Here is a 19934-nt window from a genome sequence, read left to right on the forward strand (position 1 = left end):
CCCGGATTGCATCCGAGCAGAAGCCGAAGCAAGGGGTGGGAGAACCTGTCGGACTCCCACGAAAAAAGTCGGCACACATCCCCACCTCCGTCGAATGGATGGCAACTGCCCGGAATCAACCGAGAATCAACAGTTACTTTAAATCGACGTGCACGGCGCGAATGGTCCCTTGAAACTTGCCGCCGACCTGCTCGTAGTCTTCGGCCACGGGCGTCTCCTCATCGACGCCGACGTTGGCGGTCTCGTCCGCGGAGATGATGTTGGGGATCGTCTTATCGATTCGACCTTCCGCCACCTTCCGGCCACTCACGAGAAGAGTCCCTTTGCCCCCCGCGCCCCGTCCCGTGCCGTCATAGGCGAACTTGTATTGAAGGGTGACCCGGCCCTCTGGGAGTTCCTCGTCGCTCGCGATGGCGTAGCGTTCGACGCCCAACCAGTTGTAGGCGAAGCACGGCTTATTCCCCTTGAGATACAGGCTCCACCCGCCGAAGCGCCCGCCCTGGGCTACGATCACTCCGGCCGCCCCGCCTTTAGGAATCTCCAACTCGGCGGTGATGGTATGGGAGCGGTTCTTCACGTTGATAAAGACGTTCTCCGCCATGCCGACTCCGCCCGGATACAACGTCAGTGAGGTACGTCCTTGCATGAGGTCGGGACGACCGGCGATCGCGGGATCCATTCGCTCCACGCTGCGATCGTCGATGGGCAGCACGTGATACTTCGCGGCCTCCTCCAGGAATAGGCCTTGCAGTCCTTTGAGCGTCTCGGGATTCTCCGCGGCGAGGTCGTTCGACTGGCTGAAGTCCTGATCGATGCGGAAGAGTTCCCAACGATCGTCCGCGAGCGAGGCGCGTGGGACGACTTCCCAGGGCGCCCGGTGCACCGTGCCGGCGAACCAGCCGTCGTGGTAGATGCCCCGGTTTCCAGCGATCTCGAAGTATTGTGTGTGGCGTCGGGATTCGGCCTTGGGATTGTCGAAGGAGTACAATAGGCTCACCCCCTCGATCGGATGCTGGGGAGTGCCGTTGACCGTGTGGGGCTGGGGCAGGCCCGCGGCCTCCAGCACGGTCGGCGCAATGTCGATGACGTGGTGGAATTGGGGGCGGACCTCGCCTTTCGAACGGATCCCCTTGGGCCAGTGCACGACCATCGGGTTGCGGGTGCCGCCGAAATCCGAGGCCACCTGCTTGCCGTACCGAAAGGGCGTGTTGCCGGCCACCGCCCAGCCTGCGGCGTAATGGGGATAAGAGAGCGGGCCGCCGAGCTGATCGAGGTGCTTCTGCTTCTCCGATAGCGGTTCCGGGATGCCGTTGAAGAAGCCGGCCTCGTTGTACAAACCGACGAGACCCCCCTCCGGACTCGCACCATTGTCGCCGACGATGTAAAGGATCAAGGTGTTCTCCAACGCACCTTGGTCTTCGATCGCCGACACCAGGCGACCTACCTCGTAGTCGACCATCTCGCCGTAGCCTGCGAAGACCTCCATCTGCCTGGCGAGGACCTTCCTCTCGTCCTGCGACAGCGTGTCCCAGTCCTTGATCGCTCCGGGCTTGGGAGCGAGTTTGGTGTCGACAGGAACGATCCCGAGCGCCTTTTGCCGGGCCAGTGTCTCTTCGCGGTAGCGATCCCATCCGCCGTCGAACTTCCCTCGGTATTTGTCCGCCCACTCCCTGGGCACGTGATGCGGGGCGTGGGTCGCGCCTGGTGCGTAGTAGACGAAGAACGGCCTGTCGGGCGTGAGGCCATGTTGCTGACGTATCCAGTCCACCGCCCGGTCGGTCATGTCGGTGAGGAGGTGGTACTTCGGATCATTGGGGAGTTCGACGTGGGCCAACCCGTCGTAGAGGGAGGGTGCCCACTGGTTGGTCTCTCCGCCGATGAAGCCATAGAACTTGTCGAACCCCGACCGGGTCGGCCAGCGATCGGTCGGGCCCGAGGGGCTGACTTCCCAGGGGGGTACTTCGTGGCACTTGCCGAAGGCGGCCGTGCTATATCCATTCAGCCGGAGGATCTCTGCGAGTGGCGTGATGCTCTTGGGACGCACGCCGGTGTAACCGGGAAAGGCCGTCGCGATGTCCATGACGGCCCCGGCGTTGCACGAATGGTGATTGCGGCCGGTGAGCAGGGCCATGCGGGTCGGGGAGCAGAGGGCCGCGACGTGGAATCGGTTGTAGCGCAGGCCGTTCCGAGCCAGCCGCTCCAGCGTCGGAGTCTGTACCGCACCGCCGAACGTGCTGGATTGTCCGAAGCCGAAATCGTCGAGCAACACGATGACGACGTTGGGCGCTCCGTCGGGGACCTTCACCTCGAACCGGGGCGGGGCGGTTGCCTCGCGCGCGTCGAGCTCGGTGATCGGGGCGGGTTTCGGATCGGGGATGGGCAGGATCGTTCGATCCGGTTCACCCTCCGCGCCGGACACGGCGCCCCCGAACACATTCCCGAGCAGGGCGGCAAATGCAACCAGTTCGACGGCGAGTCGCCTCCGACGGTTCTTCATCGACGAGATCTGCCTTTCCTTGCGGAAGAATGGAGAATTGACGCTCGGCTCGTGCCGGATTGGGCGCCGCAGTACCTCGACCTGTCATGAGTAGGCGAAAGATTTGATGAGTATACAGGGGAGATGGGCCCCCGTCAGCCAATTGCGACGATCGAGCCCCGAGATCAGAAGGCAACCTTTGGCGAGGAGCCGGCCTGACGGGCCTGTTCCGAGGTGGGTTCAGCGGCTTGACGAGGCCGAGGGGCCAGCGTATCATCCGGTTGTTCGAACATTGTGCGATCAAGATTCGGAAACAGGGTTGGGTATGAGGATATCGCGAGTTGAGGCGTTGCGGATCCGGCAGCCGGACTTCGAGATGTTCGACTGGTGGCTGACGAGTCCGCTGGACGCCCTCTACGACGAGGGCCGGCGCGGGCGCCAACGAGGTGCCGCGCTCTTCAACATGCCGGTCGACCTCCGCAGCGATCCTGTCTTCCACGTCCTGGTTCGGGTGACGACCGACGAGGGCCTGACGGGTCTCGGTGCGATCGGCCTCGGGTCGCGGGCGATGGCAGACATCGTCGAGAAGATCCTCGCGCCATTGATCCTCGGGCGGAACCCATTCGACGTCGAACTGCTCTGGGAGCTCATGTACCGCTCCACGATCAATATCGGGCGGAAGGGCCTGGTCCTCGAGGCGATCAGCGGCATCGACATCGCGCTCTGGGACATCCTCGGCAAGGCGACGCGGCAACCGGTCTACAACCTCCTCGGGGGGCGAACCCGCGACAGAATCCGGGCGTATGCGAGTTACCTCTACGCCGACCGCGACCTTGAGCGCCTGGCCAGGATGGCCCGCGGATACGTGGAGGACGGGTTCACGGCGGTCAAGATGCGGTTCGGGTACGGGCCGCAGGACGGCCGACCGGGGATGAGGAAGAACGTCGAGCTCGTCCGCACCGTGCGTGAGGCGATCGGCGACGACGTCGACCTGATGGCGGATGCGTACATGGGGTGGACGACCCAGTACGCCATCGAGATGATCCGCATGCTCGAGGACTACCACCTGGCCTGGGTCGAGGAGCCCGTCATCCCCGACGACCTCGACGGCTACGCGCGGATCCGGGCCTCGACGCACACCGCGATCGCCGGGGGCGAGCACGAATTCACGCGCTATGGGTTCAAAGAACTGATCACGCGAGGGTGCGTCGACTACGTCCAGCTCGACGTGAACCGGGTGGGAGGTGTGACCGAGGCGAAGAAGATTTGGGCCCTGGCGGCGGCATTCAGCCTCCCCGTGATCCCCCACTCGCAGAATTACCACAACCAGCATTTGATCATGTCGCACGTCAACTCGCCGATGTCGGAGTATCTCCCCCCCGACTATCGCGACGGCGACACGTTCCTGTCCGAGCTGTTCATCGGCGACGCCGTGGCCCGCGACGGGCACATTACGCCCTCGGACAAGCCGGGGATGGGCGTCGAGCTCAACGAGGCCGTCGTCTCCGAGTACCTGCTGCCCCGTGATTGAGGACCCTCGATGAAAGCCGACTTTGCGGGCGTCTACCCGATGCTCTTGCCGTTCTACACGGCCGACGACCAGATCGACCGCTCGATGTGGCGCGTCCAGGTCGACGCGGCGGTCCGAGCCGGCTGCCACGGCGTCGGGGTCATGGGGCTCGGGACCGAGATCAACAAGCTCTCGATGCTCGAGCGCAGGGGCGCGGTGGCTGCGGTCGCCGAGGCGTTGGGAGGACGGCTCCCGCTCTCCGTCACCGTCGGCGAGAACACCACGCGAGGGCAGGTCGAGTTCGCCAAGTTCGCGGCAGAAGTCGGGGCCGACTGGTTGATTCTTCAGCCGCCTCCGGTGGGCGACGTCGCCGAGATCGAACTCCTCCGCTTCTTCGGCAAAGTCGCGGACGCAGTCCCATTGCCGATCGCCGTCCAGAACGCCGCGATCTATCTCGGGATCCAGTTGTCTCCGGCGGGCCTGGTCTCGCTGAACCGGCAGCACCCGAACGTTACCCTGCTCAAGACCGAAGACGCTCCCGACGTGACTGCCAGACTGGTCGAGGAGACCGGCGGAATCTTTCAACTGTTCGTCGGCCGCGGCGGTCTCGACATGATCGACGAGCTCCGGGCCGGGGCCGTCGGGATCATCCCCGGCGCGGAGACCCTGGACCGCACCCCCGCGATCTTCGACCACGCCCAGGCCGGGCGAGTCGAGGAGGCCGAGGCGGTGTACGCGGAGATCCTGCCGACGCTCGTCTACCTCGAGCGCTCGATCAATCACTTCGTCACCGGTTCACGCGAGGTCCTGGCCCGACGCCTGGGGATCTCGCCCGTTCACCACCGTCTCGGCAAGGAGCTAAATGCATTCGGCCTGGAGATGATCGCAAGGGGAGCCCGGTCGCTCGGCCCGATGCCGGTCGGCGTCGCGACTTCCGCGGGGAGGGCGTCGTGAGCCTGACACGTTCGAGAATGGGCCTCCATCGAAGCTCGATCGGCCTGGTCGTTCTCCTGCACCTGGCGTCGTCGTCCTCGGTCCTGGGCGATGACGTGAGGTTCCAGTCGGGGATCGTCTACTCCCGCGCCGGCGGCGAGGTGCTCGCGCTCAATCTGGTGCGGCCACTCGAGGGATCCGGCCCGTTCCCGACGGTCGTCTGCATCCACGGCGGCGGTTTCTCGGGGGGGCGTCGCGAGGACTACGACGAGCTCTGCCGCAAGTTCGCCCGCCGGGGGTATGCGGCCGCGACGATCGACTATCGCCTGTCGCCGAAGCATCGCTGGCCCGCGCACATCCAGGACTGCAAGGCGGCGATCCGCTGGCTCCGAGCCCACGCCGCCGAGTATGGGATCGACCCTGAACGGATCGGTGCGATGGGGAGCTCGGCTGGGGGGCACCTCGCCCAGTTCCTCGCGGTGACGAACGACGTCCGCGAGTTCGATGGCGAGGTCCCCGCCGGCGACCGGGTCAGCAGTCGGGTCTCCTGCGTCGCGGCGTGGGCCCAGGCCAGCGACTTCACCCGCGAATACGGGGTGTGGAAGGGGGCGACGGAGGCTTTCAAGGGGTTCCTCGGGGCGGATCTTTCGGCGGAGACGCGCAAGCTGCATGTTCGCGCCAGCCCACTTTTCTGGGTTACGCCGAATGCGGCCCCGACGTTGATCGTCCATGGGACGGCGGATCAGGATGTCTTGTTCGTGCAGTCGGTCTGGATCTACGAGCGGCTGCGTTCGGCCGAGGTTGAGGCCTACCTCCTGCCGATCGAAGGGGGAGGTCATGGGCTGTCGGGGGCCCACCTCGAGCAGGCCGAGCAAGCGACCTTTCGGTTCTTCGACCGCCAGTTCGGTCGGGATTCCAAGTGAGGCTTTTCTCGTGAGCGACTTGTTGACCGGGACCGCGATGTCCAAAGCCCGCCAGGCGTTCCTGGAACTGCGCGAACAGATCCTCGACGGCCGGCTCCCCCCCGGCACCCACCTGACCCTGCGGCCGATCGCGAAGTCCCTGGGGATGAGCGTCGGGGCCGTCTCCGAGGCCGTCCGCGAGCTCGTCCACGAGCAGCTCGTCGACTTCGAACCGAACTACGGGGCACGCGTGAAGCGATTCGACGCCGAGACGGTGCGGAGCCAGCACGTCCTCCGGATCGCCATCGAATGCGAGGCGATCCGGCGCTGCACCGACAGGATCACCGACCGGAAGCTCGACGAGCTCGAAGCACTCGCCGAGGAAGTCGACCGCCTGACCGACATCGAAGAGAAACTCTCGGAGTCGAGGCGGCGCGACCTGGAGTTCCACCTCATGGTGGCCGACCTCTCCGGGGCTCCCACCCTCCACGCCGTTCTCGGCTCGTGCCACCTCGTCCGGCTCCTCGCCATCGAGTCGGCCGCGAATCGGGGCGTGTTGTCGGTCCCCAACCGCACGCACGTCGAGCTCGTGCAGGCGATCCGCACCCGAGACCTCGACGTCGCCGAGCGTGCGATGCGCGAGCATTGTGAGCATTCGTTGCAACTTCAATTGCAAATCGCCCTCGGCGCCGGCCGGTGAACCTGCCCGTCTCGGAGGAATTCCCTTGGTCCGCTCACGGCTTGCCGCAGTTGGGATCCTGGCGCTCGGGCTCGTTTCCTCTGTCATCGCCCGGCCGACGTCGGCTGCCGACGAGGCAGGGGTCGCGTTCTTCGAGAACAAGATCCGCCCGGTCTTCGTCGAGCAGTGCTACGACTGCCACGGGCCCGCCTCCGGCCAGGGGAAGGCCAAGCTCCGCGTGGACTCGCTCGACTCGCTGTTGCGCGGGGGCGTCTCCGGCCCCGCGATCGTCCGAGGAGAGCCCGACCGGAGCCTCCTGATCCTCGCGGTCCGGCACGACGGCGCCGTCGCGATGCCGCCGAAGTCGAAGCTCGAGCCGGCAGAGATCAACGCACTCGCGACCTGGGTCAAGATGGGGGCTCCCTGGCCGTCGTCGGGGACACCTTCGTCGTCGCCCGCATCGGCTTCGACAGGTGGCCTGGCCAAGGAATGGGACCAGGCGGCCCGGTCCTTCTGGGCATTCCAGCCCCCCGTCTCGCCCGAGGAGCCGAAGGTCCGCGACGAGTCGTGGCCGAAGTCGCCCATCGACCGGTTCATCCTCGCCAAACTCGAGGCCGCCGGACTGCAACCGGCGCCCGCCGCCGACAAGAGGACGTTGATCCGACGGGCCTCGTTCGACCTCATCGGCCTCCCCCCGGCGCCGGAGGAGCTCGAGGCGTTCCTCCAGGATCCATCCCCCGAGGCTTTCGAAGGAGTTGTTGACCGCCTGTTGGCATCACCCCGGTACGGCGAGCGCTGGGGACGACACTGGCTGGATGTCGCGCGCTTCGCCGACAGCAATGGGATGGACGACAACCTCGCGTACTCGGACGCCTGGCGCTATCGCGACTACGTGATCGCCTCCTTCAACGCCGACAAGCCGTTCGGCCGCTTCCTCGAGGAGCAACTCGCCGGCGACCTCCTGGCGGATCAGGAGCCTTCCCGCAGGGACGAGCTCATCACGGCGACCGGTTTCCTCGCGCTCGGGCCGAAGATGCTGGCCGAGGACGACCCGGTCAAGCAGCAGATGGACATCGTCGACGAGCAGCTCGACACGACCGGCCGGGTCTTCCTCGGGCTCACGATCGGCTGTGCCCGTTGCCACGACCACAAGTTCGACCCCCTCGCGATGGCGGACTACTACGCCCTGGCCGGGATCTTCAAGAGCACCCGGACGATGATCTCGTACCGCGTCGACTCGAAGTGGAACGCCACGGGCCTCGGCACGACGCAGGCGGCGCTCCGGCTCGAGGACCTCGAACAGATCATCGACCGGCACGACAACGCACTCGTCAACGGCAACACGAACGCGATGTCGGCCGAGGAGCGCGTCGCCCGCACCAAGCTACTCGAGGACGCGAAGGCCGAGTACGCCGCACTCCCGAAGGCGATGTCGGTCGCCGAGGGGAACGTCGGCGACGTCGAGATCTTCCTCCGAGGCAACCACCTCACGCGAGGCCCGCTCTCCCCCAGGCGGTTCCCGACGGTCCTCGCGGGTAGCAAGCAGACTCCCCTCGGTGCGTCGCAAAGCGGGCGGCTCGAGCTGGCCCGCTGGCTCGCCGGGCCCGAGAATCCGCTCACGGCCCGCGTGATCGTGAATCGCGTCTGGCGCTGGCATTTCGGCCAGGGATTGGTCCCCTCGGTCGACAACTTCGGCAAGCTCGGCCAGTTGCCGACTCACCCCGAGCTCCTCGACTGGCTCGCAACATCCTTCGTCGAGGACGGGATGTCCCTGAAGGCCTTACATCGCCGGATCATGCTCTCCAGCGTCTATCGAATGAGCAACCGATGGGACGAGCAGGCTGCCAAGTCCGACCCCGAAGACCGGCTCCTCTGGCGGATGCCCCGCAAGCGGATGGAGGCGGAAGTCCTCCGCGACGCGCTCCTCGCCGTCGGCGGCCAGCTCGACGCGGCGATGGGGGGAACCTTGCTCACGCCCTCGCCGTTCCAGAACCTGTCCGTCACCGGCGTGGCGCGGCTGGCCGAGCTCGACCGCTCCAAGCGACGAAGCGTCTACCTGCCGGTCCTCCGCAGCGCCTTGAGCGATCAATTCCAGGCCTTCGATTTCCCCGACCCGGCCGTCTCCAACGGCGATCGCGTGACGACGACCGTCGCGTCCCAGGCCCTCTTCATGATGAACGGCTGGGTCATGGGCGTCGCGTCGGAGGGGCTGGCCTCGAGTCTTCTCGCTGGCAAAGACGCGACCGACCGCGATCGGATGCAGCGAGCCGGCCTCCTGCTGTACGGCCGAAAGGTCGAGGAGGATGAAGTCGCCGATTGGTCCGCGTTCCTGGAACGTTATCAGGAGGCGCCGAGCCTGGCCGCCGAAGCGCCAGACCGCCGCCGCCGCCTCGCCTGGCAGGGGCTCTGCCGCGCCCTCCTTTCGTCAAATGAGTTTGTCTATGTTGATTAAGCGATGATGCGGAAACCCGGCATTTAAGAAAAATTCGGGTTTTAAGACTGGCTCCGAAGACCGAGCCACTCGACACCCGCGGGAGAACGCCGATGACCTCTCGATCCAAGCCACCGCGCGATGAACATCGCCTCTCGCGACGCGAGGCCCTCGGCCGCATGGGCGCGGGGTTCGGCGGCCTGGCATTATCGGCCATGCTCGCGGAAGAGGCGGCCGCCTCGGGGGCGACGAATCCGCTGGCCCTCCGGCCGACGCACTTCGCCCCCAGGGTGAAGCGGGTCATCATGCTGTTCATGTTCGGGGGGCCATCGCATCTCGACACGTTCGACCCGAAGCCGTTGCTCACTCGCGACAGCGGGAAGGCCCTCCCGGCAGACCAGCGCCCTCGCGTGGTCTCCTTTCCCAACCGCATGGGCAACCTCGTCGGCACCCCGTTCGAGTTCCGCCAGCACGGGGACGCGGGTACCTGGGTCAGCTCGCTCTTCCCGCACCTGGCGCGTCGGGCCGATGACCTCTGCGTGATCAACTCGATGCACTGTTCCAACTCGAGGCACGGGGGCGCCGTGCTCGAGTGGCACACCGGGACCGACACCTTCGTCCGGCCGAGCATGGGCTCGTGGATCACCTACGGCCTCGGGAGCGAGAACCAGAACTTCCCGGGCTACGTGACGATTTGCCAGGACCTCTCCCAGGGCGGGGCGAACAACTTCGGTTCGGGGTTCCTCCCCGCCGCCTACCAGGGGACGATGCTCGGGCATTCCGGCCTCAAACCCCAGGAGGCGAAGATCCCTTTCATCGGCGACGGCTCCGCTCGGCGCGACCTCCAGCGCCTCGAACTCGACCTGATCGCCGGGATGGACCATCGCCAGACGCCCGATCGCGGGCCGGATAGCGAGCTCGAAGCCCGCATCGCCTCGTTCGAGCTCGCCTACCGCCTCCAGACCGAGGCCCCCGAGGCCCAGGACCTCACCCGGGAGTCGAAGGCCACCCGCTCGCTTTACGGCCTCGACGACCCCACGACCGCCGACTTCGGGACCCAGTGCCTGCTCGCCCGACGGTTCTCCGAGCGTGGGGTGCGGTTCGTCCAGTGCAACCTCGGCGGCTGGGACGCCCACAACAACCTGAAGGTCGACCATGGCCGCCTCGCCCGATCGATCGACAAGCCCATCGCAGGGCTGTTGACCGACCTCCGGTCGCGCGGGCTCTGGGACGAAACCCTCGTGGTCTGGGGCGGCGAGTTCGGCCGGACCCCCACCTGCGAAGGCACCGACGGCCGCGACCACAACCCCCACGGCTACACCATGTGGCTCGCCGGCGGCGGGATCAAGTCCGGTCTCACCTGGGGCAAGACCGACGACTACGGCTACTTCGCGGTCGAAGACAAGGTCCACGTCCACGACCTCCACGCCACGATCCTCCACCTGCTCGGCCTCGACCACAAACGCCTGACCTACCGCTACGCCGGCCGCGACTTCCGCCTGACCGACGTCCATGGCGAGATCATCGACGGCATCCTCGCTTGACCCATTCGTATCGGACTTTGGCCACGGATTTTTTTGGCCACGGACGAAGCAGGGATTGAACACGGATAAGAAAGATTGAAAATTATTAAAAAAATGAAAATGTGTTTTAAAAATTTAATGTTCTGATTCGTGTTCAATCCGTGTTTCATCCGTGGCTAAAAATCCAACGACCCTGCCCCCGGAGCCCCGAAGCATGACCGACCAGACGCGACGTGGGTTCCTGGCCGCGGCCGGGACGGCCCTGGCTTCCTCGACGATCGTCGCCTCCGAGCTGCGTGCGGCGGGCTTTGCCCCGGAGGCCGCCGCCGGGACCAAGGTCGATTCCGCGGCAATTCCACCCCATCGGCCGTCCGAGGTCGTCGGGATCCACGCCTATACCGACAAGGTGAGCGTCGCCGCGGGGGACGCGATCCGATTTCACGTCAGCAGCTCGTATCCTTACGAGCTCCAGGTCTGCCGGCTCGGGACCGACGTCGACGGCCCCTCCCGCGACGAGGTCCTCCACTCGTTCGGCCCCTCTCCCGCGGCGACTCAACCGATCCATCCCGGCTCGTATGTCGTCGTGGGCAAGGGCCTGGATGCAGGATCAACCTTGCCGGCCCTGACTCTCGAGGTCTGGATCAGGCGGTGGCGAACAATCGGCCGACAAGCCATCCTGGGCCAGTTCGACGAGCCCAACGCATGCGGCTTCGCCCTCTTCGTCAACGAAGACGGCTCGCTCGGGTTCTACGCGGGGGACGGCGGCCCGTTCGTTGCGGCGAATCTCCACACGACCTCGCCCGGCCAACTCCGGATGGAGATCAACCCCGAGGGGTTGGAGCATTTCCCGGACAACACGCCGAGCTCGGTGGTCACGAACCAGTGGCATCACGTGGTCGCCGTCTTCGACGGCTCGTCCAAGCAAGTCTGGGTCGACGGTGCGAAGGTCGGCGAATGGACGCAAGCCGGCCCGCCGAAGGCCGGGACTGCGCCCCTGCGAATCGGAGCCTCGGGACTCGACGGAGTCGCCTCGTCATTCCTCGACGCCGACCTGGCCATGCCCGCGATCTACGGCCGGGCCCTCGCGCCGACGGAAATTGCGGCGCGGTTCGCGACACGGGGGCTCGTGAAGCCCTCCGACCCGAAGCTCCTGGCCTGCTGGCCGCTTGACGAGGAGAAGGGCGACCGCCTGGCCGACTCCGGGCCAGACGCGAGGCACGGTCGGATCATCAACAACGGGACGTGGATGATCGGAGGCCCGAGCTTCCACGTCGACGTCCCCCGCTTCGGCGGCTATACCCCGGCCGGTGACCCGGAACGCGGACACGGCCTGCGGCTTGCGTCCGACGACCTGTTCGACTGTCGGTGGAAGGCGACGCACGAGTATCGGTTCCCCGAGTCGGCCCGATCGGGGATCTACGTCGGCCGCTTCCGATTCACGTTCGAGGGCGAGGAACGGCTCTATCACACGCTCTTCGTCGTCAAGCGGGCGACCTCGAGGCCCAAGGCGCCGGTCGCCTTCCTCTGCGCGACGAATAGCTGGAAGGCCTATTCGGCGACCCCCTTCAGCCCGAGTTGGAAGGGGATCAAGAAGGCGATCGGCAACAACGGATTCGACAACAGCCCTGGCGACCCTCCTGCTTACTGCTTCTACCGCCCGCACCGCGCGGGGCAGGGGACCTATCAACTCGGGTTCCGGATGCCCTGGCCGGTGGCCGGGCCATATACCATCGTCGGGCCGGATGACTGGGACTACAGCCACCTCTGCCGCCAGGACCGGTTCACGCAGGCCTGGCTCGAGACCCAGGGGTACAACTACGACGTCCTCAGCGACACCGACCTCCACCTCGACCCGCACGCCCTCGACGGGTACAAGGTCGTTTATGTCGTCGGCCACAGCGAGTACTGGTCGACCGACATGATGAAGACGATGGGGCGGTTCCTCGACGGCGGGGGGAACGCGGTGGTCCTCTCGGGAAACACGGCGTTCTGGCGCGTGACCTTCAATGAGGACGCCAGTATCATCGAATGCCGCAAGGCCGATGCGCCGGGCACCCAGGTCCGCGCCGACCGTCGCGGCGAGGCCTGGCACAGTCACGACGGCCTGCGCGGGGGCATGCTCCGCGAGTGCGGCTCCCCCGCCTGGCAGTTGTTCGGCCTCGAGTATTTCTCGATGATGGGCGTCGGCGCCCCGGGCCTGGGCCCGTACAAGGTCAGCAACCCCGAACACTCCCTCTTCAAGGAGCCGAACGATCTCGGGATGAAGGTCGGAGACGCGTTCGCCGACACGCCGGGCAAGGCCCTCCCGCAGCCGATCGGCCACGAGGGGGACGTGCGTGTCTCGACGATCGCGAAGTTCCTGGTCGAGCCCCCGCCCGAAGGGGGAATCCAGCCCACTGAGGACCCTGCCGGCATCACTCTCCTGGCCGAAGGGTTCGGCGACATCACCAAGCTCCCGTTCGCCTGGGACTACTTCCAACGCGGGGTGCCGCTCGCCAAGGCCCCTCAGATCTCAGTCGCCTCGGAGATGATCTATTGGGAGCGACCGGCCGGCGGCCGGGTCTTCCACGCCGGTTCGATCAACGCCGGCTCCACCCTCTCGGCCGACCCGCGCTGGGCCGGTCTGATGCACAACGTCTTGAGCCACTTCGGCGTCAAGCCTGCGTGATCCTCGTACCCGTCCCCAAACCCGTCGAGAGCCCCCCCGTGGCATCAACAACCGCCGCCCCGGTGAGCTTGCGCAGCCGCAGCACGGTCCTCCTCCTGATGCTGATGGTCGCCTGCGGGCACTTCAACCGCATCGGCATCACGGTGGCGGGGGCCGAGCGGATCATCCCCGATTCGTATTACAGGATCAGCGCCAAGGATATGGGCCTGATCTACTCGGCCTTCCTTGTCTTCTACACCGCGGCGATGATCCCTGGTGGTTGGTTCATCGACCGGTTCGGGGCGAGGGCCTCGCTCATCCTGCTCGGCCTCGGCTCGACGGTGTTCGTGACCCTCACGGGCGTCGTCGGGCTCGCCGGTCAGCAAGTCGTCTCGGTCTGGCTCGGCCTGATGATCGTCAGGTCCCTCCTGGGGATGGTCAACGCACCCCTCCACCCCGCGTCGGCCCGAATGGTCTTCGGCCACGTCCCCGCGGAATCAAGGGCCTTCGCGAACGGCCTGGTGACGTTCGCCGCCTGCGTCGGGATGGCGGTCGCCTACTACGCCATGGGGATGTTGATCGACCGCGTCGACTGGCCCGTCGCGTTCCTCATCTCCGGCGGTCTCACCTTGCTCGTCACGCTCATCTGGACCGTCGGCACGCGGCGATCATCCGATGATGCGACGACCGACGAGCTCGAAGCTCGCCCCGCATTCGACCCCCGGGCGATTCTTCAAGTCCTCCGGAGCCGGAGCATCGTCTGCATCACGTTGAGCTATGCCGCCTACGGATATTTTCAGTATTTGTTCTTCTACTGGATTGGTTACTATTTCGAGACGATCCAGCATCAGCCCGTGAGCGTCGCGCGCGGATACAATTCGGCGATCACCCTCGCCATGGGCGTGGGGATGGCCACTGGCGGCTGGCTGGCCGACCACGTACCCAAGTCATTCTCCCCGAAGGTCCGGCGCATCATCGTCCCAACCTGCGGCATGCTCCTCAGCGGTCTCGTCTTCGAGCTAGGCCTGCTCGGACCGAACGCGCAGACCACGGTGATCGCCTTCATGATCTCCGCCGCGTTGATCGGCGTCTGCGAGGGGGTCTTCTGGACTTCCGTCGTCGAGCTCGGCGGCCGGTTCGGCGGCACCGCCGCCGGCTTCATGAACGCCGGTGGCAACGCCGGCGGGACCCTCTCCCCCTGCCTAACCCCGCTCCTGGGCACCTTCTTCGCCCAGTCCTACGGACCCGACATGGGCTGGCGACTCAGCCTTGCCACCGCCGGCGCCATCGTGATCGTCGGTGCGGGCCTCTGGTTGGGGGTCGCACCCACCGCCAAGCCGGAAGTTCGCTTGGGACTATTGGAATGATGCGCGGATCGCCGCAATGGCGACGCTTGGGTCGAGCAGGCCTTGATAGATGGGCGGGATCTCGCGGTCGATTCCGAGCAACTGGTAGACTGCGAGCATAGCGCCGTGGACCGAGTATTCCACGGTGAACACGACGTCTTCGGGCATCTCGGCGAACTGTCCGAGGAAGGCGAAATTCCCGGCACCAGCAGGGATCACCTTCGGCCGATCGCCGGGCGAGCGGCAGGCGAAGACGGAGGAGGCATACGGCATCATCACCGTTGTGACGTCGGTCGTGGCCTGGATTTCTTCCAGGATGTCCTCGAAGCCGAGTTGGTAGACCAGCTCCGTAAGGATCTCGCGCCCCGTGGCTTCGGACATCTTTTTCTTCACGAAGTCACCGACTCGGTCAATCTCGAAGCCGTAGCCCCAGAGCGTCGTCGTTCCCGGTGGCAGGTCGGGGAAGTGCGGCTGGAACGGCACGACGATCGAGAGATGCCAGCCCGAGTGGATCCAGGTCATCAGGCCGCCGGTACCGGGCTCGTTCCCTGTGTAGGCCACGATGCGGTCCAGGAGGGCAGGGGAGCGCATGGTGAGGGTGAATGACTCCCACTTGTGCTCGTCGATGTTGCAGAACGCCGTCGGCCTGCCGAAGTCTTCGGCCTTCTCTGCCAAGGTCTCCCAGAGCCGCCAGCTCCCGTCTCGGCGGTCGCGGATCAACTCCGGGATGTCGTCATTGCCCCCGTATGTGGTGTCGGCCGTGATCGAGCCCAGGGTGAAGAGGGCGTGATCATGCTCGCCGAGTTCGATGACTTCGGGGCCATTCGGGGTGATGAGGTGCAGTCGACGGACGCGGCGGGGGCCGGGGGTGCCTGACCGGGCGCCCTCGAAATCCGCGTCGACAACCTCGACCCCGAATCGGACGTCGACCCCTTGCGCGTCCATCCAGCGCTGGAGCGGGACGATCATCGAGTCGTACTGGTTGTAAACCGTACGTCGGACTCCGGAGAGCGTGTGGATCCGGTCGAATTCCTGGACGAAGCGGATCATGTAGCGCCGCATCTCGGCCGCCGAGTGCCACTTCTGGAAGGCGAACATCGTGCGCCACATCTGCCAGAAATGCGTCTCGAAGAAGTGTTCGGCGAAGACGTCCTCGATCCGGCGGGCACCGAGCCTCAATTCGGGCAGGCCCATGAGATGGATCATCTCGAGGCGGTCCGCGGTGTCGAGGCCGTAGTGCGAGGCCTCGAGGATTTCATGGTCGTCGCCGATCAGCCTCGCCTTGGCGTCGGTCCTCACCCGCTCATTGAAATCGATGATCTCCTGGCGCACGCTCCGTCGCGGATCCTTGAGAGAGGGGATCGACTCGAACAGGTCCCACGTGCAGAGGTAGGCTTCATCCTCGAGCATGCGTCCGCCTCGCGTCACCCAGGCGTGCGCCTGATTCGGGGCCGGTGCGCCATCGAGCGAGCCACCCTCGATACGGAGCTGCTCGAGGATATGAATATGGCTTCCGGGGACGCGCCCGTCCCGGATCGCGAAGGCCGCCGCGGCCATGCCGGCGACGCCCCCGCCGATGATCCAAACGTGGGATTCCGTGGATTTATTCATAATACTGGTTTCTCCTCCGTGGTGACGTGATGACTGTATTGACAGATCGGGCCATCCTGGATCATACTTCTTTACGATTCGTGTGTGAGAGGCCCTGAACTCTCAATCCTCTGTTCAAGGAAGAACCGTATGCGCCGATCCACGCTCTTCAGCTTATGCTTTGTCGGCTTCTTCATGATGGCCCCCCTCTCGGCCGTAGCGGATCCTATCGAATTTTATCTCGGGGGATCAGTTAACCTCGGCGGTGTCACGAGTTTAAATCTCAATCAGTCGTTCACGGTAAGCGATCCGTCGCAAGGCCTGAAAGTCACCTGGGACTTACCTCTCAACCCCCACAATGCCTGGGGCGACTTCTCGGCTCCCATCAAGGGATCGGGCTTCGTCTGGATCAATTCCGGTGCGCCGTTGGGGTCTCCCGCACTGGACCTTTCCCTCAGCCTCGACGGAAAAGTCTACCATGACACGAGCTGGACGAGTTCAGCCCTGTCGGGGAGCTTCACGGGGACTGCGGCCGTAATCGGTGCCGACTCGGCCTGGAACGCAACATCCGGAATTTCTCCCTGGCTCCTCGACCTGGCCCAGCACCCGGAGCGGATCCACCTCAGCGGGTTCGTCTCTGGCGGTGTGAATGGGGTCCTCGAGACCACCCTGTCGATCGATCCGCCAACCGTGCCTGAGCCAGCGACCGTCTCGCTCTATCTGGCGCTGACGACGGGACTGGTCATTCGTCATCGCCGGAGGCTGCGTCGCTCTTCGACGGATTCCACAATTTCTGTCTGATGAGCCAAAGTGTTTGCACTATTTCATCCCAGTCGGGACTTGACTGGGATGAATAGGCAGCCATGGCCGGATCGCCGCACGCTCGTACCACTGCTTGAGCCACGCGTGTGTGGCAGCGTTGGCCAGGCCGTCGGCCTTCGCCTCCGGCCCAGCGTGGTATTCCGCCATCATCCGGCAGAACGAATATCGCTGTCGCAGTTCTTCTGCGACCAACGCGGCCCCGAGCAGCAACACCAATCCAATCGGCCAGAGCCCGGCCCATCGCCGAGGCCGGCTCGAGTCCGGGTCTGGCTGCGACCGGGTTCTTCGCCTCAACGTGGATGCGACAACGAGGGCGAAGATCATCCCGAACAAGCCGCCGGTGAGCATGTAGCCGGCGTCGGCGTAAGGCGTCCAGTGGCTACTTACAACCACCTCGGAGGCGATCTTCAAGAAGCCGAAGTAACCGATCAAGAAGGCGAGATCCGAGAGGCCGAGGATGAGAATCGCGGTGGCCGAACTGGAGAATCCAAGGCATATCTTCAGCCATCGGCTCGTCGAGAGCCCCTGTGCCTGTCGCAGGGAGATCCTCTCGGCGTACGTCTTAAACGCCAGGTAGGCGATGCACGCCCCCACAATGGCGACCGCGGCGCCCGGCGCGCTATCGGGACGGGCCGCCGCGAGGACCACGGCCACGATCGCCACGGCGGCCATCAGGGACCAGGCCTTCACTCCTTGTTTTGCTCGCTGCATCGTCCCAGTCTCGATTCCCGCTCGTACTGTGGGTCATACCATTTGCCTCTGAGATTCTACCGGGATCCTGGCCGGGGCGTTGAAGGCCGTTACACTGGTGGAAGTCCAGGTCCATCGATCTCGAATGAGGATTCGGCGTCGTTGGCCGGAAGTCGTCGTACAGGGCGAGGACGGCCACCGTGGAATTCACCGGGGAGTTCGAGACGCACGTCACGGTCGGGGGGCTCGACGATACCGAGATCGAGGCGGTGCGGAATTGGGCGGTGGAGCGCGGCCTGAAGTTTCACCACATCGTCCTGGACCGCGGTGTGACTCCCTCGCAGCCGATGGTGAGTCGCCGAGGTCGAGGACATCTCTCGGAACATTTGGCCGAGGCGCTCGAGCTTTGCCGAGCCCTGGACGAGGCGGGGTTCGTCGCTGCTCGGGTCAAGATCGAAGCGGCCCCCTGGAATGGGGACGTCCCGGATTCGGATGTTGATGCGGACTCCCACCCGACTCGCTACTTCGAGCATCACATCAAACTGGTCCTCGATCCGGAAACCGACTTGCAGGCGCTGGGAGACCTGGCCGAGACGCATGGGGCGCATCTTTCGAGGAACGCCAGGAGTCGTCTGCCCGACGGCCGGAGCGAGCGGTTCGTCACGCAGCGCTGCTATCACGTCGGCCGAAGCACCGCCGTCGAGAGGCTACGCGGCCTGGTGACCGTCCTACGGTCAAATGACTATGCGGTTCTGAACGTCGAGGAAGAGTATGTTGTCTACGACAGCAATCCCCAGGTCGACGCGGGATGGCTCGAGCGCGGAGGGCGTCCATGTCCGGAAATCCTTGGCAATTCTTCAAGCGAGTGATCGGCAAGCAGGCGGCTCCGCCCGAACCGAAACTCGGTCCCGAATCCGGCTCGCTCCCGGTCATCTCCGAGGTCCCGACGCCTGCGTCGCCCCCCGAGCCGGCAGCCCCCTCGAAGACCGGGCTACCCCGCTCCTTCCAAGCGGGGATGCCGGTTGACGGGGCCCTGCGCCCCAGCCGGTTCGACCCCGCGCTGTTGCACTATCCATCCGCCTTCCGGCCCGGGGATCCGGAATTCCAGGATGAGGAGACCGGCCGTCGATGGGCGGCCCATCGTCGCCGGATCACCGATCACGTCCTGCGACGGATCGCCGAGTCGGAACTGGGAGATCACCTCATCCTCAGGGGCAGCCGACTTTTGAAGGCCTGGCTCGGTAATCTCTCCCGCGAGCCCGGTGACCTGGATTGGGTCTCGGTTGTTGACAGGGCGAACCATGACTCCCAGTTCCTAATCGATCGACTTGTCGAGGCGGTGTTCGCAGGCCCGGCACCCGAGGAGATCACTTTGGATCGCGCGGGTGTGGCGACCGACGAAATCTGGACCTACGAGCGAACTCCAGGCCGCAGGGCCGTCTTTCCTTGGCGAGTCGAAGGGCTTCCTGGCGGGGTCGTCCAGGTCGACGTGACTTTCGGCGAGACCCTCTCCGATCCCGATTCCCGAGTGGCCATGCCGATCACGGACGGCGGGTGCGTCTCGGTCCGGGCGGCCACCAAGGCGCAGTCGCTCGCCTGGAAACTCCTCTGGCTCTGGTCCGATATGCACGGGCAGGGGAAAGACCTGTACGACGCGGTCCTTCTCGCGGAGCGGTGCTCGCCGTCTCGAGTGATCCTCGACGGAACATTTCAAGCAGCGGGCGGAGAACATCGCTTTATTCGTGAGTTGACTGCATCCAGTTTCGTGTCCCGTCTGGATGTCGAATGGGAACACTTCGCCGAAGAGTATCCCTGGGTCGAAGGGGACGAAGCCCACTGGAAGAACCGCCTGGAACTGGCGATCAGCCCCCTCTTCGCCCCGACTCCGACGGCGCACCTCGCCCCGGACGACCCCAACCGGATTGCCTCGGCCTGGCTCAGGTCGAATGTCGTCGATGTCGCTCGAGGGATCCTCGCCGACCGTGCCTGGGAAGACTTGCCGATGCTCTACGATGCCCTCCTTGAGGCCGGTTGCGACCGCCCCGACATCCTTGAACATTGTTTGAAGCCGGGGCCCCACACACGAGGGTGCTGGGTGATCGATCAGATCCTCCACGACATCACGAGCGGGCGATCTCATTCGGTCGTAGTCGTCGATGAGAGCCAAGACACGCGTGGCCCAGGAGCTTCCTCCCGATCACCGAGGCAGGAAGATTTCGACACTCCTCGCTGATCTCCACTGGGCTCTCAGCGCGTGAGGATTCCACCACAAAGGCACAAAGGACACAAAGAAGAGGGGCCAGAGAGAACCAATACCCTTCGGACTTGCTTCGATGGTCCTTTGTGTCCTTTGTGCCTTTGTGGTGAAACCTTCTTCCGGCTAGG

At 65.1% G+C, this 19934-nt stretch carries 14 protein-coding genes; 11 read left to right on the forward strand and 3 right to left on the reverse strand.

Features of this window, described 5'->3' with window-relative positions:
* Positions 1-133: 133 nt before the first annotated feature.
* Complete coding sequence (locus tag ACYOEI_RS23135) at positions 134-2497, reverse strand: arylsulfatase (RefSeq protein ID WP_462851965.1); 2364 nt, start codon at positions 2495-2497, stop codon at positions 134-136.
* Between the two features lie 304 nt (positions 2498-2801).
* Between ACYOEI_RS23135 and ACYOEI_RS23140 the strand changes: the two genes are divergently transcribed.
* The 8 genes from ACYOEI_RS23140 to ACYOEI_RS23175 all read left to right on the forward strand — a co-directional run bounded on the left by ACYOEI_RS23140 (position 2802) and on the right by ACYOEI_RS23175 (position 14468).
* The gene (locus ACYOEI_RS23140) at positions 2802-4007 is read left to right on the forward strand and encodes an enolase C-terminal domain-like protein (protein WP_462851967.1); all 1206 of its coding nucleotides are present in this window, start codon (positions 2802-2804) and stop codon (positions 4005-4007) included.
* Positions 4008-4016: 9 nt separating this feature from the next.
* Positions 4017-4940 (forward strand): dihydrodipicolinate synthase family protein, encoded by a 924-nt coding sequence (locus ACYOEI_RS23145; RefSeq protein WP_462851969.1) that lies wholly within the window; start codon positions 4017-4019, stop codon positions 4938-4940.
* Entirely contained in the window at positions 4937-5842 is a 906-nt protein-coding gene (locus ACYOEI_RS23150; protein WP_462851971.1) for an alpha/beta fold hydrolase, read from the forward strand. The genes ACYOEI_RS23145 and ACYOEI_RS23150 overlap by 4 nt, the downstream gene beginning before the upstream one ends.
* 10 nt (positions 5843-5852) lie before the next feature.
* Positions 5853-6521, forward strand: coding sequence for a GntR family transcriptional regulator (locus tag ACYOEI_RS23155; RefSeq protein WP_462851972.1), 669 nt, complete (start codon positions 5853-5855; stop codon positions 6519-6521).
* 25 nt (positions 6522-6546) lie between these two features.
* Positions 6547-8952, forward strand: a complete 2406-nt coding sequence (locus ACYOEI_RS23160; RefSeq protein WP_462851974.1) for a DUF1549 domain-containing protein — start codon at positions 6547-6549, stop codon at positions 8950-8952.
* Positions 8953-9044: 92 nt separating this feature from the next.
* A complete protein-coding gene (locus ACYOEI_RS23165; protein ID WP_462851975.1) occupies positions 9045-10475 on the forward strand; it encodes a DUF1501 domain-containing protein in 1431 nt (476 codons plus the stop codon).
* Between the two features lie 193 nt (positions 10476-10668).
* Entirely contained in the window at positions 10669-13122 is a 2454-nt protein-coding gene (locus ACYOEI_RS23170) for a N,N-dimethylformamidase beta subunit family domain-containing protein (protein WP_462851976.1), read from the forward strand.
* Between the two features lie 38 nt (positions 13123-13160).
* Entirely contained in the window at positions 13161-14468 is a 1308-nt protein-coding gene (locus ACYOEI_RS23175) for an MFS transporter (protein ID WP_462851977.1), read from the forward strand.
* On the opposite strand, the gene ACYOEI_RS23180 is transcribed toward ACYOEI_RS23175, so the two are convergent.
* A complete protein-coding gene (locus ACYOEI_RS23180; RefSeq protein WP_462851979.1) occupies positions 14457-16058 on the reverse strand; it encodes an oleate hydratase in 1602 nt (533 codons plus the stop codon). The genes ACYOEI_RS23175 and ACYOEI_RS23180 overlap by 12 nt on opposite strands.
* 129 nt (positions 16059-16187) lie before the next feature.
* On the opposite strand from ACYOEI_RS23180, the gene ACYOEI_RS23185 reads away from it, so the two are divergent.
* The gene (locus ACYOEI_RS23185) at positions 16188-16838 is read left to right on the forward strand and encodes a hypothetical protein (RefSeq protein ID WP_462851981.1); all 651 of its coding nucleotides are present in this window, start codon (positions 16188-16190) and stop codon (positions 16836-16838) included.
* 18 nt (positions 16839-16856) lie between these two features.
* Here ACYOEI_RS23185 and ACYOEI_RS23190 read toward each other — a convergent pair whose 3' ends face one another.
* Positions 16857-17570 (reverse strand): hypothetical protein, encoded by a 714-nt coding sequence (locus tag ACYOEI_RS23190; RefSeq protein WP_462851982.1) that lies wholly within the window; start codon positions 17568-17570, stop codon positions 16857-16859.
* A gap of 179 nt (positions 17571-17749) precedes the next feature.
* Between ACYOEI_RS23190 and ACYOEI_RS23195 the strand changes: the two genes are divergently transcribed.
* A complete protein-coding gene (locus ACYOEI_RS23195) occupies positions 17750-18418 on the forward strand; it encodes a hypothetical protein (RefSeq protein ID WP_462851983.1) in 669 nt (222 codons plus the stop codon).
* The gene (locus ACYOEI_RS23200; protein ID WP_462851984.1) at positions 18382-19782 is read left to right on the forward strand and encodes a nucleotidyl transferase AbiEii/AbiGii toxin family protein; all 1401 of its coding nucleotides are present in this window, start codon (positions 18382-18384) and stop codon (positions 19780-19782) included. Before ACYOEI_RS23195 ends, ACYOEI_RS23200 begins: the two co-directional genes overlap by 37 nt.
* The last annotated feature ends 152 nt before the right edge of the window (positions 19783-19934 follow it).

It is taken from the genome of Singulisphaera rosea (genome assembly GCF_054877945.1).

What these genes read in the sequence shown, in the direction of transcription:
- ACYOEI_RS23135 (WP_462851965.1), bottom strand. Translation starts at nt 2,497, where the DNA reads ATGAAGAACCGTCGGAGGCGACTCGCCGTCGAACTGGTTGCATTTGCC.
- ACYOEI_RS23165 (WP_462851975.1), top strand. Translation starts at nt 9,045, where the DNA reads ATGACCTCTCGATCCAAGCCACCGCGCGATGAACATCGCCTCTCGCGA.
- ACYOEI_RS23200 (WP_462851984.1), top strand. Translation starts at nt 18,382, where the DNA reads ATGTCCGGAAATCCTTGGCAATTCTTCAAGCGAGTGATCGGCAAGCAG.
- ACYOEI_RS23180 (WP_462851979.1), bottom strand. Translation starts at nt 16,058, where the DNA reads ATGAATAAATCCACGGAATCCCACGTTTGGATCATCGGCGGGGGCGTC.
- ACYOEI_RS23145 (WP_462851969.1), top strand. Translation starts at nt 4,017, where the DNA reads ATGAAAGCCGACTTTGCGGGCGTCTACCCGATGCTCTTGCCGTTCTAC.
- ACYOEI_RS23190 (WP_462851982.1), bottom strand. Translation starts at nt 17,570, where the DNA reads ATGCAGCGAGCAAAACAAGGAGTGAAGGCCTGGTCCCTGATGGCCGCC.
- ACYOEI_RS23140 (WP_462851967.1), top strand. Translation starts at nt 2,802, where the DNA reads ATGAGGATATCGCGAGTTGAGGCGTTGCGGATCCGGCAGCCGGACTTC.
- ACYOEI_RS23170 (WP_462851976.1), top strand. Translation starts at nt 10,669, where the DNA reads ATGACCGACCAGACGCGACGTGGGTTCCTGGCCGCGGCCGGGACGGCC.
- ACYOEI_RS23185 (WP_462851981.1), top strand. Translation starts at nt 16,188, where the DNA reads ATGCGCCGATCCACGCTCTTCAGCTTATGCTTTGTCGGCTTCTTCATG.